General features: G+C 65.4%; 13 protein-coding genes and 1 riboswitch. Of the genes, 3 read left to right on the forward strand and 10 right to left on the reverse strand.

Annotation, left to right across the window (positions count from 1 at the left end; all coding sequences use genetic code 11):
• The first annotated feature begins 11 nt into the window (after window positions 1-11).
• The gene (locus ACZK2G_RS17880; RefSeq protein ID WP_046983051.1) at window positions 12-269 is read left to right on the forward strand and encodes a DUF2789 domain-containing protein; all 258 of its coding nucleotides are present in this window, start codon (window positions 12-14) and stop codon (window positions 267-269) included.
• 150 nt (window positions 270-419) lie between these two features.
• Here the strand turns inward: ACZK2G_RS17880 and ACZK2G_RS17885 are convergent, their stop codons facing one another.
• From ACZK2G_RS17885 to ACZK2G_RS17900, 4 genes are all read right to left on the reverse strand, one after another.
• Window positions 420-3,341 (reverse strand): TonB-dependent receptor, encoded by a 2,922-nt coding sequence (locus ACZK2G_RS17885; protein ID WP_337302163.1) that lies wholly within the window; start codon window positions 3,339-3,341, stop codon window positions 420-422.
• Window positions 3,342-3,551: 210 nt separating this feature from the next.
• Window positions 3,552-4,490: a FecR family protein gene (locus tag ACZK2G_RS17890; RefSeq protein WP_478474011.1), complete on the reverse strand. Its 939-nt coding sequence runs from the start codon at window positions 4,488-4,490 to the stop codon at window positions 3,552-3,554.
• A gap of 104 nt (window positions 4,491-4,594) precedes the next feature.
• A complete protein-coding gene (locus ACZK2G_RS17895; protein WP_046983041.1) occupies window positions 4,595-5,095 on the reverse strand; it encodes an RNA polymerase sigma factor in 501 nt (166 codons plus the stop codon).
• 72 nt (window positions 5,096-5,167) lie between these two features.
• Window positions 5,168-5,641, reverse strand: coding sequence for a hypothetical protein (locus tag ACZK2G_RS17900; RefSeq protein WP_046983042.1), 474 nt, complete (start codon window positions 5,639-5,641; stop codon window positions 5,168-5,170).
• Between the two features lie 184 nt (window positions 5,642-5,825).
• Here ACZK2G_RS17900 and ppa point away from each other — a divergent pair, with 184 nt between their 5' ends.
• Together ppa and ACZK2G_RS17910 are read left to right on the forward strand one after the other, a co-directional pair.
• Window positions 5,826-6,362, forward strand: a complete 537-nt coding sequence (ppa, locus tag ACZK2G_RS17905) for an inorganic diphosphatase (RefSeq protein WP_005410935.1) — start codon at window positions 5,826-5,828, stop codon at window positions 6,360-6,362.
• 151 nt (window positions 6,363-6,513) lie between these two features.
• The gene (locus ACZK2G_RS17910) at window positions 6,514-7,635 is read left to right on the forward strand and encodes an HDOD domain-containing protein (RefSeq protein ID WP_046983043.1); all 1,122 of its coding nucleotides are present in this window, start codon (window positions 6,514-6,516) and stop codon (window positions 7,633-7,635) included.
• Window positions 7,636-7,698: 63 nt separating this feature from the next.
• Here ACZK2G_RS17910 and ACZK2G_RS17915 read toward each other — a convergent pair whose 3' ends face one another.
• The 6 genes from ACZK2G_RS17915 to thiC all read right to left on the reverse strand — a co-directional run bounded on the left by ACZK2G_RS17915 (window position 7,699) and on the right by thiC (window position 17,223).
• Window positions 7,699-7,908: a hypothetical protein gene (locus tag ACZK2G_RS17915; RefSeq protein WP_478474013.1), complete on the reverse strand. Its 210-nt coding sequence runs from the start codon at window positions 7,906-7,908 to the stop codon at window positions 7,699-7,701.
• A 170-nt stretch (window positions 7,909-8,078) separates the two neighbouring features.
• A complete protein-coding gene (locus tag ACZK2G_RS17920) occupies window positions 8,079-10,925 on the reverse strand; it encodes a TonB-dependent receptor plug domain-containing protein (protein WP_046983045.1) in 2,847 nt (948 codons plus the stop codon).
• A 49-nt stretch (window positions 10,926-10,974) separates the two neighbouring features.
• Entirely contained in the window at window positions 10,975-11,874 is a 900-nt protein-coding gene (locus ACZK2G_RS17925) for a helix-turn-helix transcriptional regulator (RefSeq protein WP_046983046.1), read from the reverse strand.
• Window positions 11,875-11,989: 115 nt separating this feature from the next.
• Window positions 11,990-14,314, reverse strand: coding sequence for a winged helix-turn-helix domain-containing protein (locus tag ACZK2G_RS17930; protein WP_046983047.1), 2,325 nt, complete (start codon window positions 14,312-14,314; stop codon window positions 11,990-11,992).
• Between the two features lie 259 nt (window positions 14,315-14,573).
• Window positions 14,574-15,245 (reverse strand): ion channel, encoded by a 672-nt coding sequence (locus tag ACZK2G_RS17935; RefSeq protein WP_136639586.1) that lies wholly within the window; start codon window positions 15,243-15,245, stop codon window positions 14,574-14,576.
• Window positions 15,246-15,378: 133 nt separating this feature from the next.
• Window positions 15,379-17,223 carry a phosphomethylpyrimidine synthase ThiC gene (gene thiC / locus ACZK2G_RS17940; protein WP_478474015.1) on the reverse strand — a complete coding sequence of 615 codons (1,845 nt, stop codon included), beginning with the start codon at window positions 17,221-17,223 and terminating at the stop codon, window positions 15,379-15,381.
• A gap of 83 nt (window positions 17,224-17,306) precedes the next feature.
• Window positions 17,307-17,408: riboswitch (TPP riboswitch) on the reverse strand.
• Window positions 17,409-17,453: the final 45 nt, after the last annotated feature.

A 17,453-nucleotide genomic window follows, 5' to 3' on the forward strand; every position in this document is an offset into this window, starting at 1 on the left:
CGGAACCGATGATGATCACCACCGAACCGCGCATGACCAACCTGTTCCTGCAGCTGGGCCTGGACGCCAGCGCCGAGGGCATCGCCCGCTTCATCCGCGAGCACCAGCTGGCCACCGATGTGGAGGTGGCCGAGGCGACCTACTGGAACGACGCCCAGCGCCAGTTCCTGTCCGAATCGTTGCAGGCCGACGCGGCGTGGAGCACCGTGGTGGATGAGTTGAACGAGTCGCTGCACGAAGATGCAGTGAAGGCTGCCACCGGGCTGTAAGCAGACGCCGGGCATGTCCCGGCGCTGGCGATTGCACGGCAGAAGCGGTGCGGACCAAGGTCCGCACCCACCGAGGGCGGTCGGGGCCCGATGGGGGCAGAGCCCTTTCCGCAGGAAAGGGATCCGACCCCACCACTCATCCGCGACCGATCAGTACTTCCAGGTCAGCGCCAGCCTCGCGGTACGGCCCGGGGCCGGCATCACGCCCAGCGCCAGCGGATCCAGGTAGTAGCGGTCGGTGACGTTGTCCACGCCCGCTTCCACCGACAGCTGGTCGTTGAAGCTCCAGCTGGCGAACAGGTCGACCAGGGTAGTCGGCCGGTACAGCTGCTGGATCGCCGACAGGCCCACGTTCCAGTCCTTGTCCAGCTTGCTGATCGGGCCGGCGTTGTGGACCACGCGGGTACCGAAGGTCAGGCGTTCGTCGAACAGGCGCGAGCCCAGGGTCAGGTTGACCATGTAGCGCGGCGGGTTCTGGGTGTTGGTATACGAGCCCTCGAAGCCGCCGTCCACGCAGTTGGGCGTATTGGCCAGCTCATCGTTCTTGCGCTGCGCACCATAGGCACGGCGCTCGGCGGCGATGTCCGGTGCGCAGGTCTTGGCCTTGAAGTAGTAGTGCGCGGACAGATCAGCAAACACCTTGCCGCTGTCATAGCTGGACTGGAACTCCATGCCCGAGACCTTGAACTGATCGACGTTGCGGATCAGGCCGGCCGACAGCGTGCGGTAGTCGCGGGTGATCAGATCGTCGATGCGGGTATCGAAGTAGGCCAGCTTCAGCGCCAGGCGGTCGCCGGCGGTGAACAGGTCGTAGCGGATGGTACTGGCACCGATTTCCCAGCTGCGCGCACGCTCCGGCTTCAGCTCGCCGACCGGCTTGGCGGCGGTGAACAGGCCCAGCGTGGTCTCGAACAGGCTCGGCAGCTTGGTGCCTTCGGCGTACTTCACGTAGACCATGGTGTCTTCGCTGAAGCGGTAGGCCACGCTGGCGGTCGGCGAGAACGCGGTGTCACGACGGCGGATCGGTTGCGACCAGGTCCAGCTGACCGGCACCTCCAGGTCCTGCGCCTTGCCGGCGTCGTAGAAGTTCCAGCCACCGATGTCGCCCACCGTACCCTTCTTGTACGGTGAAGCCAGCAGCGATGCCTGGGTGAAGTTGCCGTTGGCATCCGGATACCAGTTCAGCAGCGCGATGCGTTTGGCACGCCACGACGGCAGCGCCGGGTTGCCGTTGAGCAGTTCGGTGTAGCGGTACTGGCCCTGCACCTCATAGGCATCGGGCGTGGCCAAGCGGTTGCGGTCCTGCACGTCCACCCGGTTCCAGCGGCCGCCGGCCAGCAGTTCCCAGTGCTCATCGGGCTGCCACTTCAGCGAGGCCACGGCACTGTATTCCTTGCGCTCGGCGTTGCGCAGGAAACGGTTGTTGATCAGATCGTCGTGCATGACCGGCCCCGAACTACCCGGCGCGATGTCTTCGTCGCTGTAGGACAGGCCGTAGTCGAGGGTGAACGCGCCGGCACGAGTGTCGAACTTCGAGGTATTGCTGGCATCCAGGCCGAAGCGCTTCTGTCGCAGCGGATTGCGGTAGGCATCCTTGTAGCCGGGGTCGCCACTGAAGCTGGGCGCGTCGTACCACTCGGTGCGTCGATCGAAGTACCACGGGGTGATGCCGGTGAGGCTGTTGTACATCACGCTGTCGGTGTCGGTGTAGGCGGCATTGACGCGCAGGTCGATCAGCTCGCTGTCCGGGTTGAAGCGGTAACGCAGGGTGTAGCTGTCCATGTCAACGTGGCCCGGATCCCACTGCGGGATGCGGTCGCGATCCACACGGATGATCTGCGATGCCATGATCTCGCCGGCGGTGCCTTCGTAGCGGCGATAGCCTGCTTCCAGCGTCTGTGCATCGTCGATGCGCCAGGTGCCCTTGAGCAGCGCCGACTTCGAGCGCGCCGAGGTATTGAAGACCTCGGTACGCGGCGGATTCAGCGGTGCCAGCGTGCGCCGGGTCTGCGGGAAATCGTCGTAGCCGTGCTTTCCGGAGAAGTAGTTTCCATTGTCACGGTAGGCATAGGCGGCGACCAGATCGAAACGATCCCAATGACCAGCCGCGGCGACGTTGAAGAACTGGCTGCCGGTGGCACTGCGATCGCTGCGCGGCGCGGCACTGTAGGAAGGCAGGTTGTTGGCACTGGCGTTGGCCAGGCCACCACGCACGCGTACGCCGAAGTCACGGCCTTCGCGCAGCACGTCGCCGATCTTCAGCGTTTCCATCTCGACCACGCCGCCGATGCCACCGGAGGCATTGGCCTGCAGGCTCGGGCCCTTGGTGATGGTCAGGCTGGAGATCAGGTCCGGATCGAGGTAGCTGCGCTGCGACTGGCCTGCGTAGCCTCGGTAGGTGTCCATGCTCGACTGGCCACCGTCGATGATCACCGGCACGCGGCCCTGGCCCTGGATACCACGGATGTTGACGTCGAAACCGTTGCCCACGCGCGGATCACCGGCGGTGACGCCGGCCACGCCCTTGACGATGTCGCCGTTGGAGGTACCGCGGAAGCGCTCCAGATGCGTGCGATTGAGCGTGGTGGTGGAGCCCACGCTGCGGTAGCTGTCGAGCAGCCGCGCCTCATCGCTGGCCGCGCCACTGTCGACGCGGTCGCCGGCCACGCTCAGCGTGTCGGTGACGATCACGCCGCTGTCGGCCTGCGCTGGGGATGCCGCCTCCAGGGTGACCGCATCGGCGCCGACCCGGCGCACCGCCAGGCCACTGCCCTGCAGCAGGCGGGCCAGGGCCTCATCGGAAGACAGGTTGCCACTGACCGCGTGCGAGCTCACGCCCTGGGCCAGCGTAGCCGGATACACCACCTGCACCCCGGACTGGCGCATATAGCTGCGCAGCGCTTCATCCAGCGGCTGCGCGGGAATGTCGAAACGCTGCATGGCCGCATGGCCGTTGTTGGCGTTCTGCGCCAGTACGGACGATGGTGCAGCGCTGGCGAGGCCGGCAGCCAGCAACGCGATGCACAGGCGGGACGGGCGCAGCACGCGGCCCGGGCGATGGGAGTCGAACATGGGGGAACCTGTCAGGTAATCGGAGCCGCGGGCGCGGCGTCATCCGCGGCAGGCGCGGACACGGCGACGTACGTGGCGGCGGCGGGTACGTTCGCGGGGTAAGACGGATGGGGTGGCGACAACCCCAAGAGGGATTTGCAGTTGAAGGTGTATCCCGGGTTGTCGCGGTGGGTGCCTACCGTTGGTCGGCACACGGGCAATGGCGAGGATCTACGGGTGGACGATGGCGATCCCGAGCGGCAGGCGGGTGACCTGCAAACCTGCCGTTGCCGCCAGCGCGTCCAGCGCCTGTTCCGGACGATCGATGCGCAACGCCGCACTGACCGCCGGCAACCGCGACAGATCACCGCGTACGAAGGTCGGGCCGGCACGATAGCGCCCCACCCCTCGCACCGCGTCGGCGACGCTGGCCTGCTCCAGCAACAGCTCACCCTGCCGCCAGGCGCCGACGCTGTCAGCGGCCACGTCATCGAGCCGCGTCACGCCACTGCGCTCGCCATAGACCGCACGCTGCCCCACCTGCAGATAGGTCCAGCCACCGTCGGCCGGGCTGGCCACACGCACCCTGCCCTGCCCGACCTGGGTTTCCACCCGGTCATCGCCTCGCGCAACGGTGAACGCGGTGGAGATATCCTCAACCACACCATTGCCGGCACGCACGCTGAAACGCCGCTGCGCGTCCGGACTGACCTCGAACCAGGCGCGGCCACGCAGCAGCTCAATCTGGCGCGCATTCGCATCGAAGCGCACGGCGATCGCGCTGTCGGCATCCAGCACCGCGCGACTGCCATCGGGCAGCTGCACGTTCTGTACGACATGCGTGCTTCGATGGTCGGCCTGTGCACGCAGCCAGGCTTCCGGCCACACCACCAGCATCGCCAGCGCCGCAGCGGCGGCCATCGCCCACCGCAGGCGCTGCGGCCGTCGCCGCACGATCGCCGCGGCCCGTGGCGAACGCGGCCCGGCACTGCGCCACAGCACACGCTCGTGCTCGAAGGCACGACGATGCCCCGGCAGTGCCAGCCAGCACTCGAAGTCGCGCATGCGCGCATCACTGATGTCGCCCGACGCCAACCACGCGATCCAGCCCCGGGCCTGTTCGGCCAGGGCATCGTCGTTGGCGGCGGGCAGCGTGTTCGGCGGGCTCATCGGCTGGCAGAGAGGCGCATTCAAGCGCGGGCAGAGGAACTAGACCGCATGCACGGTCCAGTAATCAAGACGTTTCAGCGAAGGCCTGCCCCAAGCCGGGTCGATCATCGGCCGCTGCGCGCCCAGGCCAGGCGTTGCAGCGCGGAGCGCACGTGGTTTTCGACAGTGGTCACCGACACGCCGAGGCGGCGTGCGATCTCGGCCTGGGTCAGGCCCTGCAGGCGGTTGAGGCGGAAAATGGTGCGGGTCGGCTCCGGCAGGTGGCCTGCGGCATCCAGCACCCGCTGCAGTTCGTCCTGTGCCATCGCCTGCTCTTCGGTCGAGATCACCTCGTCCGGCCCCCACAGGTAATGGTCTGCAAGCAGGCGGTTGCGGCGGGTCGATTCACGGCCGTGGTCGGTGGCCAGGTTGGCGGCCAGCCGGTACAGATAGGCCCGTGGGTTGTCGATGGCCTGGCTGTCGTCGACCCCACGCGCCTTGAACCAGACCGCCTGGATCACGTCCTCGGCACCATTGTCTCCGCCGAGGATGCGCTGCACCCTGCGCAGCAGTGCCGGCCGCTCGCGGATCAGCAGTTCGGTGAGGGTGGCGGCATTGGAGGACATGCGCGAGGCCGGGAGGACAGACGGAAGGCGCCGCGCATGCTACTCCGTTAATGCGAATCAGTCACGTTCTCATCAATGGATGCACTCGGTCAGGCCGTCATAGGCGCTCTGCGACGTGCCCGGCAGCGGATCGTGCAGCGGATTGCGAGCCGCCAGCGCGGCATGGAAGGCCTCCACCCCGGTGCCCGGCATGAGCGGCAGCCGGCACAGCCAGGTCGGCTGCCGGGCCACGATCGTGCCATCGTTGCGGGAGACCTCCAGATCACTGGCGGCAAATGCCCACAGGCACTCCTGGATGGTGCCGCGCACCGCATCGACCGAGCAGCGCAGGCGCAGGGCACGGATGTCGCTGTACTCGCCCTCGCAGAAGGTGTCGCCACAGATGGCGTCGAAACCATGCTGCAACCGGCCTTCCAGGGCGAAGAAGCGGTCCCAGTTGGCCTCCTGGTGCGGGTAGTCGATCAGATCGACATAGGGAAACGCCTGTACCGACGGCGCCATCAGCAGCGCGCAGGTCAGGCCGATCGGCAGGGCAGACACTTTCATGCGGGAGCTCCTCGGGAAGAGGGTTCCAGCCTGCACCCGGCGTCCCGACAACCCCATCGGGCAACACCTCCCGCAAGGGTGGGCCACTGCCGCGCCGTGCTGTCGGCCCCGCCCCCTGCACAGCGCCCGGCAAAGGCATAAAATGGGGGGCTATCCGTCTATATCCCCCACCTGGAGCACGACCATGGGTCTGGAACTCGTCTCGCCCGGCAAGAACCCGCCGGAAGAAATCAACGTCATCATCGAGATCCCGAAGGACTCGGAGCCGGTGAAGTACGAAGTGGACAAGGAAACCGGCGCGATCTTCGTCGACCGCATCCTGTCCACCCCGATGCGCTACCCCTGCAACTACGGCTACGTGCCGAGCACCCTGTGCGGCGATGGCGATCCGGCCGACGTGCTGGTGGTGCTGCCGCTGCCGCTGGTACCGGGCTCGGTGGTGCGCTGCCGTCCGGTCGGCGTGCTGAAGATGAGCGATGAGGCAGGCAGCGACGAGAAGATCCTGGCTGTGCCGGTCTCGAAGATCTTCAGCGGCTACGCCCACGTGGAAGACATCGCCCAGGTGTCCAGCCACTGGCTGGAGCGCATCGGCCACTTCTTCGAGCACTACAAGGACCTGGAGAAGGGCAAGTGGGTCAAGCTGGACGGTTGGGGCGGCGCCGCTGAGGCCAAGCAGATCCTGATCGAGGCGCACCAGCGCCATCTCGACAGCAAGGCCTGAGCCTGAACCGGATCGCTCCGGCGCAGGCCGTCGGAGCGATGCGGGTCACGTTTCATGACTGCGGCACATCACACGTGCCGCCGTATTAGGTAAATTGCGTCACTTCACACGTCGTCGACATCCATCGTCGAGACAGCCAGGGGAATGTGTCGTGCGTATTCTGCTTGTTGGGGATGCAGCCAGCCTGCCGGCCGAGCTGACCGAATTCATTGCCGATCTTGGGGAAGACTGGCAGCCGCTGACCGCCACCGATGGCCAGACCGCGATGACCGCGGTGGCTACGCAGGGCGTGGATGCGGTGATTGTCTGTCCGCAGTTGCCGGACCTCAATGCAACCACGTTGCTCGGCCAGATCCGGACGCTGCGCCCGGAAACCATCCGTATCGCACTGGTGGATGCCCAGCATGGCAACCGTCCGCCGCCGGCGCGCCTGATCGGTGTCGCCCACCGCTTCCTGCCACTGCCGCTGGCGCCGGAAGTGCTGCTGGAGGCACTGACCAGCCTGGAAGAGCTGCGCGAGGTACTGGACAGCCCCCGTCTGCGCGGTGCCATCGGCCGCATCGAGAAGCTGCCGTCGCCGCCGCACCTGTACCTGAGCCTGACCCAGGCGCTGGAACACGACGACGATGCCGACAGCGCCGACGTGGCCAAGCTGGTTGCTGCCGATCCCGCGATTGCCGCCAAGGTGCTGCAGCTTTCGAACTCGGCGTTCTTCAGCCAGGGCCGCACCATTGCCGACCTGCGCACGGCGGTGACACGCCTCGGCCTGTCGACGCTGCGCGACCTGGTATTGGCCAGCGAAGTGTTCTCGGCACCGACGTTGTCCACGGCCGAACGCAACTCGCTGCAGCAACGTGCCCTGCTCGCCTCGCGGCTGGCCGCACGCCTGCTGCCCGAATCCAGTGCCGAACTGGGCGCAACCGCCGCGCTGCTGGCCGATATCGGCCTGCTGCTGCCGGGTGTACGCAACGAGCGCACCGAGCCGTCGCTGGCTGGCGACGCGCGCCCAGGCCACGCCGAAGCCGGCGCCTACCTGCTGGGCCTGTGGGGACTGCCGATGCCGATCATCGAAGCGGTGGCGTTCCATCTGCAGCCACAGCGTGCCAGCACCCGCAGCTTCTGGGTGACCGGCGCGGTGCATGTGGCACTGGCACTGGTCAATGGCGACCCGGTGGACGAGGACTACCTGCAGCGCGCGGGCGTACTCAACAAGCTGCCGCAGTGGCGCGAGCATGCCAATGCGTTGATGGGACTGATTCCAGGAGAGGCCTGAGTCTCTCCATCACACTGGCAGGACCAATAAAAGGCGCGCCTGCAAAGGCGCGCCTTTTATGCATCAACGCGCGCCGCAGGCGTCCTGCACGCAATGACGATACTGCAGATCGCACAGCACCTTCGACTTGCCTGCGGCCAGGCACTGCTGCCGGAACTCTTCGCAGTAGAGTCCACCAGCGCAGACGCCACCGGTCTGGGCGAACACCGCCCCCACCAATGTTGCATAGATCAGTGCAGCAGCAGACAGTTTGTGCAACAGCGTGCTCTTCATCGCTCTCTCCATGTGCAGGCGTCCGGAAGTGGACCCCTTAACTGTGTTGATTACGACACAGCAGGATCGTGACTTCGCTCACCTTCCAACATGCTTCGGAGTTTCCCTACAAAAAAAGAGGGCGGACCTTGCGGCCCGCCCTCCTGTTACTGCGATTGCACTTCGAACTATCAGAAGCGCTGGGTGTACTTCATGTACAGGAAGCGACCGACATCGAAACCGCCGTAGTAAGCGAAGCTCGAGTTCGGTGCCGAGTACATCAGCGGGCCCTTGTGCGCGAACAGGTTGTTCGCACCGAGGGCGATGGTGGCATCCCACGGTGCCTTCCAGCTGACCTGCAGGTCGTGGAAGGTATTGGAACCGGTACGACGCACCGGAGCCTTTTCGCCGTAAGCGTAACGATCCGGATCGGTGCAGCCGATCGAGATGCACGACTCACGCAGGCCCGAGTAGTAACGCGCGGTGTAGTTCACACCGAAATCACCGTACTGCCAGTTGACGCCCAGGTTCGAACGGACACGGAACACGGTGGTGTCGCCGGACTCACCGACGCGGCCCATCATGATGTTGTCGCCGGCGCTGTTCTGGGCCTGCTCGTCGTACTTGGCGGTGTAGCTGGTCTGCCAATCGATGTTGAACTGACCGATGGCCAGTTCCGGCAGGCGGTACTTGACGCCGACGTCGTAACCTTCGGTCTTCATCTTGCCGAGGTTCGCGGTGCCGTAGGTGATGCCGCTGATGTGGCCATCGGCCGCACGGGTCACGCTGCCGCAACGGGCCGAGTTACCCAGCACGTAGCAGTCACGCAGGATGCGGTCGACGCTGTCAGCGATGATCATGTCGCTGATTTCGTACTTGTACCAATCCAGCGACAGGTCCAGGCCCTGCACCCAACGCGGGCTCCACACCACACCGAAGGTGGTGCTCTTGGAGGTTTCCGGCTTCAGGTTCGGGTTGGCACCGGAGACGAACTGGTCGCCCGACTGGCACGGCAGGGTGGCGCACGGCACGTTGCCCTGGCCCAGCTGCACGTAGTTGGCCGGAGCACCGCCGGCCAGGCAGGCCGCGTTGCCAGCAACACTACCCGGAGCACCAACGGCGCACGGATCGATGTAACGCTCGAAGCTCGAGCTCAGGCCACCGTACAGATCGTTGATGGTCGGAGCGCGGAAGCCCTGGGCGTAGGTGCCGCGGACCAGCAGTTCATCCAGCGGACGCCAGGTCAGGCCGAACTTGCTGTTGGTGGTGCCACCGAAGTTGCTGTAGTCCGAATAACGGCTGGCAACGTTCAGGGTCAGTTCCTTGGCGAACGGCTTGTCCGCAAGGATCGGCACGTTCAGTTCCAGGAAGACTTCGTTCAGGTCGTACTGACCCTTGGTCGGCTTCTGGCCCAGGCCGGTGGACATGCCCGACTGCGCGAAGGCGTCCGGCACGTAGTTGCCTTCTTCCTTGCGGTGCTCGACACCCAGAGCAAAGCCCAGGTCGCCGGCCGGCAGGGTCACGATCGAACCGGCCAGGTTGGCGTTGAAGCTGGTGGTCTTGGTCTCACCACGGGTGGTGTAGGTCGGGAACAGGAAGTCCTGCAGTTCCTGGTTGGCCAGCGAGCCCTGACCATTTGCGCCGTACGGCAGCAACGGGTTCCACGGGCGGCAATCGCCCAGGATCGGCTTGGCCGCGGTGCCGCAGCGTGCCACGCCGCCAGCATCGATGAACGAGGTGCCCATCGCCTGCCCGGCGCTGATCAGACTCATGTCACCACGGTTGCGCTTGATGGTCTCGTTGCGGTTCCACAGTGCGCCGACATCCCAGTCGAAGGTCTTGCCGCCGAGCTCGAAGAAGCCGCTGATGGTCGGAGCGAAGCGCAGGGTCTTCATCTGGCTGTCGGTGGTGCGCGGCACTTCCCACAGGCGGCGACGGACATTGACGTCCTGGCCGACCGGGTTGAAGGCGCTGTCACCGGCCAGCGGCTGGTCCCAGGCGCTGGACTGGAACGGATAGCCTGCGATCTGCTGGAACGTCTGGCGCTCGTTGTAGAGCACGTCGGTGTTCAGGCTGATCGAATCGGTGAAGTCGTAGGTACCGTTGATGTACAGCGACTTGCGCTTGACACCGGTCAGCAGGGTCATCTGCTCGTTGGAGTTGGCGTACTCCGCCGGGGTCATGACGTGGTAGTCATTCGGGTTCTTCGGATCGCCACCCGGGTTCAGGGTCTTCCACACGGCGGTCTTGGAGTCGGAGCAATCGACCTGGGTCGGATTGCACCAGCTGCCGAACTGGCTGATCGGGCTGCCATCGGCGGCGACCGAGTTCGGGCCCTTGGCGCCATCACGGCTGTACCAACGGTCCTTGGCCCACACCGGGTCCATCTTCGAGTACTCGGCCGACAGGGTCAGGCTGCCGCGCTCGCCGCGGGCGCCGAGGGTCATCGAGTACTGCTGGGTATCGCCGTCGCCGTCGCTGTACTGGCCGACGTAGACATTGGCTTCGCCACCATCGAAGTTCTTGCGGGTGATCACGTTGACCACGGCAGCGATCGCGTCCGAGCCGTAGATCGAGGAAGCGCCGTCCTTCAGGACTTCAATGCGCTCCACGGCCGACATCGGGATCTGGCTCAGATCCTGCAGGCCCGAGGTGGTCGCGCCGAGGCGCTTGCCGTTCATCAGCACCAGGGTACGCGCGGCGCCCAGGTTGCGGATGTCGACGTAGTAGCCGCCCACGTTCTCGCCGGAAGCCAGCGATTCAGAACGCGAGATGGCCGGGGAACCGGCCGAGGTCAGGTTGCCGAGCACGTCTGCGACGCTCGAGAAGCCCTGCTTTTCCAGGGATTCACGGGTCATCGTCAGGATCGGCTGCTGCGTCTCCATGTTGGCGCCACGGATACGCGAGCCGGTGACCGAAATGCGGTCCAGGTCGGTGGTGCCCTTTGCTTCCTGAGCCGAAGCAAAGGCCGGCGCCAGCGCCAGCGCGATGCCGGCCGGCAGCAAGCCGAACCGCACAGCGGGATTACGAACGTTCATCAATCTCTCCAAGGTACGTGTTAGCAGCGTGTTAAAACACCCCAGCACGTTACGATTGCGTTGCAGCGCTGTATTTGCGCGAACCAACCGGAGACTTTGCAGAATGTGGCGGGAGCAAGCCGCCGTTCTCCCTGAAGCGCGAAGCCGACTGGCCGTAGCGGGCACGGAACGCACGCGCGAAGCTGCAGCAGTTGTCGAAACCACTGGCCGCAGCGACCTCACCGACCATCATGTCGGTGTCGCGCAGCAGATCGGCGGCCCGCTCCAGGCGTAGCCGCGCCGACAACGACTGCGGGCTTTCCTCATACAGGCTCTGGAAGGTCTTGGACAGGTACCAGCTGGAGAAATTGGTCAGCTCGGCCAGCTCGCCGATGCGCACCACCCGGTGGCTGTTGCCTTCCAGGTACAGGCGGGCACGCTGCATGCGGCCGAACACCTGGCGCTTGCGGCTGCGCGAGCGGCCCGGGCAGCGCTGCACGTTGTCGGCCAGTCCGCGCTGCAGGCCCGCCAGGTGCAGCAGCAGCGGGCGCAGCGCCTGGGCCGGCTGGCCGCTGGCCAGCGCATCGCGCCACAGCCGCAGGGCAACACGGGCGTCGCCGCGGTTCATCCGGCCACGACCGGCATACAGTCCGCAGTCGGCCATCTCGGTCAGCACGCGAAGGGCTTCGACGGTCAGGTTCAGGCCAATGCACAACCCGTTGCGACCTGCCTGCACCAGTGGACGCGATTCCTTCTCGAAGGCGATCCACTCGCCCTGGCGCAGGCGGAAACGCCCTTCCTTGGCTTCCACCCAGGAACTGCCACGTACCTGCATCCAGACAGTGAAGCTGCTGCCAGCGGTCTGCAGGCTGCCCAGCCGTGCCACACCGAGGCAGGTCGGGGCGACATCGTCGAGCGAGCGATCCAGGGAGACGGTTTGGCCGCGATCGGCCAGCGAGAGTTGACGCATGGGGGCACCACGGATTTGCCTAGTACAGGACTCCGTTTTGCCAAATCAGGCGGCACCGCGTCAGGAAAGTCCGACGAGATCGCCACGAATTCGCGGCGAGGTCCCGACGAAAAAATTACGAAGGCCCATTTCCCTTGAACAACAGCAACTTGGAGAAAGCCGGGAACAGCGCGGGCGGGCGTTCAGGCAACCGCATCACACCGATGTCGGCACCATCGCTGACCGCCATCGCCACGAACAGGTCACGTCCATCGGTACTGGCGCTGAGCCCGTTGCCGGCACTGAGCCGTTCTGCGTCCAGGCAGCGCTCCGGTTCCTCGCGACCGACCTGGATCCGCACCAGAGTCGTGCCACAGCTGGTCGATGTGCCCAGGTAACCGATGCTGCTGTTGCCGGCCACGGTCCAGGCCCGGTATCGCCAACGGCTGGGCCGGTCATCACTGATCTGCTGCACGCTGGCTGGCGACAGCGCCGCGTCCACCGACCACAGCCCGCCAGCGGCCAACCGCGTGAACAACACCCGGCCACTGTTGCGGTCGAATCGCGCCTGCGAAACACCATCGATGCTGGCCAGCAGGCGCCATGGCTGCACACTGCGATCGAACAGGCTCAGCCGGGTGCGCTGGTCGGTATCGCGCTCGACCACCAGCAGTTGTTCCGGCGTGGCTCCATACAAGGCCTGCAGGGGCTGCTCGGCCGGGACCGGCAAAGGGTGCAGGCGTTCATCACGTGGGGCGATTTCATAGACCACGGTCCGTCCATGCTGGTCGCGGCCGACCACCAGCAATTGCCGACTGTCGGCCGACCAGTCCGGCGCCTGCCGCGCTTCCGGCCGCAGGCCTTCAATGGGTCGCAGCGAATCAGGGCGCTGCATGTCCGCCCACCACAGCGCGAAGCTGCCGGAGCGATCGGAGGTGAAAACCAGCTGCCGCCCATCCGGCGCGGCCATCGGCTGCCCATCGCGGCCACTGGAAGCAAACAGCCGCTCAGGCGCGCCATTGCCCTGCATCGGCACCTTGAACACGCCGAACTGAGCGCGCCGGTGAACGAAGGCCAGCATGCCACCGCGACGCGACACTGCCGGCCACTGTGCATCGTCCAGACCGGCATCACGCAGCGTATGCCGCTCGACATCCAGGTAGTAAAGCCGCGCTTCGCTGTCGACGCGGCGACCAAACACGATGGTGCGGCCATCGTCCAGCCAGGCCCAGCCACGCAGCTCGGCCGCTTCGTTGGTCAATTGTTCGGGCACACCACCACTGGCCGGCATGCGCCACAGATCACCCAACTGCGGATTGCGCACGAACACCAGCCACTGTCCGTCGGGCGAATAGCGCGGTGCGTAGTCAAAGTCATCCTGGTCGACGCTGTATTCCAGCGCGCGCCACTGGCCGCTGGCCAGATCCAGCACTCGGATGCCGCGATGTGCGTAGCGCCCGACCATACTGCCAAACACCAACCCGCGGCCATCGGGGGTCCAGTCGAAACTGAGCAGCTCGGTGCCATCGCAACGCGTGGCCTGGCGCACTGCACCGCCGGTGGCGCTGGCGACCAGCACCTGGCAGCCACCATCGGCAGAGAAACGCGCGAAGGCGATCTCGCGCCCATCCGGCGACCAGTTCGGGAAACGATCGACCGCGCCGGCCGGTGGCACCAGGAGCTGCCGTGCCGGTGCGTTGCCGGAGGTCTGCACCTTGATCGCGCCACCGCCAGTGCCATCTTCGTTGGCGCCTTCATAGGCCACCAGCGAGCCATCAGGTGAGAGCGTGGGATAGGTTTCAAAGCCGCTGGTCGCAGTGATCAGCCGATAGGGTCGTTCTGGACTGCCAATCACTCGCGTGCCGTTCTCCACGGCGGCGTCCACCGCCGAACTGCTGGCCGGTGCCCGGCGAAGCAGCAGCGCGGTCAATACCAGCAACGCAACCAGCATCACCACACCCACTAGCAGCAGCACGCGACGACGGACATGACGCCAACGGCGACGTTTCTCCTGCACATGCGCAGGCACCACGGCAATCGCCGCAGTGGCTGGCTGCACTTCCACGGGCTCGTCATCGGGCATCAGCGATGAGACCGGCTCGACATCGTCCAGCACCTGCACGGGCACCAGCAGGCGATAGCCGGTCTTGGCGATGGTCTCGATATAGGCCTGACCATTGTCGTCGTCGTTGCTGAAGGCCTTGCGCAGCTGCGTGACGGCCTGGGTCAGCACATCGTTGGTCGGCAGCGTGTCCGGCCACACTTCGGCAAACAGTTCATCGCGGGTGACGACACGACCCGGCTGCCGCAGCAACGCGCGCAGCACGCCCAACGCCTTCGGCGTCAGCCGGCGCGGGCGACGCGCACCGACGACCTCGACTTCGCGCGAGGACAGAGTGACGGTGCACTCTCCTATCCGGATCCGATCGAATCCGGGGGGCTGGAATTCGCTGCTGTTCATTTTCCGCTACACAGTGGAGACAGGTCCCGGGCAGTGTTCGCCTTCGATACCGTCCCGTCCTGGGAACAGCGAAAAGCCAGACTCCGCACAAAGCATCGGCGCATACCGCAAAAACAATGAAGCGCGCGAATACTAGCCTATGCCGGTTACCTCGCCTATCGCGTGGTCGACATCAGGCTCTCTCTCGCCGACGCATTCACATAATTCGCAACACTATTCGCGCCCTTTTGGGCGCGAAATTTTTATCTGGCGTTCATTTTCAAACGCGCCTCAGCATGGTCAATCCGACCAGTCGCGAAACCACCAAAGCCACGTACATCACGCCGGAAAACTGCTCCAGCATGACCAATGCGCGTGCCTGTGGATGCAGCGGCACGACGTCGCTCAAGCCCACCCCTGACAGCAAGCTGAAGCTCAGATAAAGCAACTCCATCCAAGTGCGCTGCGCACCCCCGCCCGTGCCCTGGAAACTGCCCGGATACCACTGCTGGCACACAGAAAAAGCAAAGGCGAATGCCCAGGCCAGCAACGTGAACGTTGCACCGGCTGCGAACAGTTCATCGCGTGTGACCTTATGGTCCTGGAGCATGTAGGCGATCAACGCACCGGCCGTGTAGAAGTACAGCAGGCTCTCCAGCAACTGTGCGGTGGTCAGCAGGGCGCTACGGTCCAGCAGCGCGCCAGCCAGCGAGAACACCACTGCAGGGATCGCCAACAGCAGCGCCAACCAGGTGCCCAGCGGACTGCGCTGCACCACCCACAACGCCAGGCCGAGCACCGCCATGCCGAACATGCCCAGTGCCGCACGGCCACTGGCGGTGTCATCCAGCGCCGGATACAACAGCACCGCCAGCAGTTGTGCGCCCAGCAGCCAGGCGGACGGAATGCGGCGGGCGATGGCCAGCCAGCGGGTAGTCAAGGCAACAGGCATGGCGTCCCTTCCCCGGGGTGATGGGCGGAGGATAACCGGGACGGATGTGAGGCTCCGGTAGCGCCGGACCATGCCCGGCGGGTTTCCTGGACCACCGCGTCGCCGGGCATGGCCGGGCGCTACCCGCTCGGGATCAGCTCTGGTGGTAGACCTCGGCACCCGCGGCGCGGAACGCCTCCGACTTTTCCTTCATGCCCGACTCGGCGTACTCGCGCACGTCCTGGGTGATCTTCATCGAGCAGAAGTGCGGACCACACATCGAGCAGAAGTGGGCCAGCTTGTGCGCGTCCTTGGGCAGCGTCTCGTCGTGGAACTCCTTGGCCTTCTCAGGATCCAGGCCAAGGTGGAACTGGTCTTCCCAGCGGAATTCGAAACGCGCCTTGCTCAACGCGTTGTCGCGCACCTGCGCGCCCGGATGGCCCTTGGCCAGATCGGCCGCATGCGCGGCGATGCGATAGGCCATGATGCCGTCGCGCACATCCTGGCGGTTGGGCAGGCCCAGATGCTCCTTCGGCGTCACGTAGCAGAGCATGGCGGTACCGAACCAGCCGATCATCGCCGCGCCGATCGCGCTGGTGATGTGGTCGTAGCCGGGTGCGATATCGGTGGTCAGCGGGCCCAGCGTATAGAACGGCGCCTCACCACACTCGCGCAGCTGCTTGTCCATGTTCTCCTTGATCAGCTGCATCGGCACATGGCCTGGGCCTTCGATCATGGTCTGCACGTCGTGCTTCCAGGCGATCTTCGTCAGTTCGCCCAGTGTCTCCAGCTCACCGAACTGCGCGGCGTCGTTGGCATCGGCGATGCAGCCCGGGCGCAGCCCATCACCCAGCGAGAAGGTCACATCGTAGGCCTTCATGATTTCGCAGATGTCTTCGAAGTGCGTGTAGAGGAAGTTCTCCTTGTGATGTGCCAGGCACCACTTGGCCATGATCGAACCGCCGCGGCTGACGATGCCGGTGACCCGCTTGGCAGTAAGCGGCACGTAGCGCAGCAGCACCCCGGCGTGGATGGTGAAGTAGTCCACGCCCTGCTCGGCCTGCTCGATCAGCGTGTCACGGAAGATCTCCCAGGTGAGTGCTTCGGCTCGGCCGTCGACCTTTTCCAGCGCCTGGTAGATCGGCACCGTGCCGATCGCCACCGGCGAATTGCGGATGATCCACTCGCGGGTTTCGTGGATGTGCTTGCCGGTGGACAGGTCCATCACTGTGTCACCACCCCAGCGGATCGCCCACACCAGCTTCTCCACTTCCTCGGCGATGCCCGAGGACACCGCGCTGTTGCCGATGTTGGCGTTGATCTTGGTCAGGAAGTTGCGGCCGATGATCATCGGCTCGCTTTCCGGGTGGTTGATGTTGTTGGGCAGCACAGCGCGGCCGCGTGCGATCTCATCGCGCACGAACTCCGGGGTGATGATCTTCTGGATCGAGGCACCAAACGCTTCGCCCGGGTGCTGCTGCAGCAGGCCGGCATCGCGGATCGCGTCCAGCCGCTGGTTTTCGCGGATGGCGACGAACTCCATCTCCGGCGTGATGATGCCGCGGCGCGCGTAGTGCATCTGGGTGACGTTGGCACCTGCGCGCGCACGGCGTGGCAGGCTGCGCGCGGGGAAGCGCACCGCATCAAGCTTCGGGTCATGCTCGCGGTCGCGGCCGAACGACGAGCTCAGGCCGTTGAGCTGCTCGGTATCACCACGTTCCTCCACCCAACCGCGCCGCAGCGCCGGCAGGCCGGCCGACAGATCGATGCGCACCTCCGGATCGGTGTACGGGCCCGACGTGTCATAGACGGTGACCGGTGCATTTTCTTCGCCACCGAACAGCGTCGGCGTGCGGGTCAGCGCGATCTCGCGCATCGGCACCAGCAGGTCCGGGCGCGAGCCGGGCACGTGAATCTTGCGCGAACCGGGAATCGGCCGGGTCACGGATTCGGAGAGTTGCTGGGCCTGTTGCTGCAGGGCGGAGAGCTGTGCGTTCATCGGGGCATCGTCCAGAAAGGTCAGGGACGAAGCGGCGGCGCACTGCTGCCGCGCGCGGACGGTCCTTGGGCGGAGTCCGGGCACGGCTGCACTGCAAAGCTTCCCTACGCCGGTATGAGCCGGATCAGGTTCCAAGGGACTGTCTCAACCGTGGCCACCAGGCCGCGGTACCCCCGCTTCTTGGCGTGCATTAGAGCATAGAAACCACTGCATCTCCTGGCGATTCATCC

This window comes from Stenotrophomonas sp. 107298_Sma, from assembly GCF_056480345.1.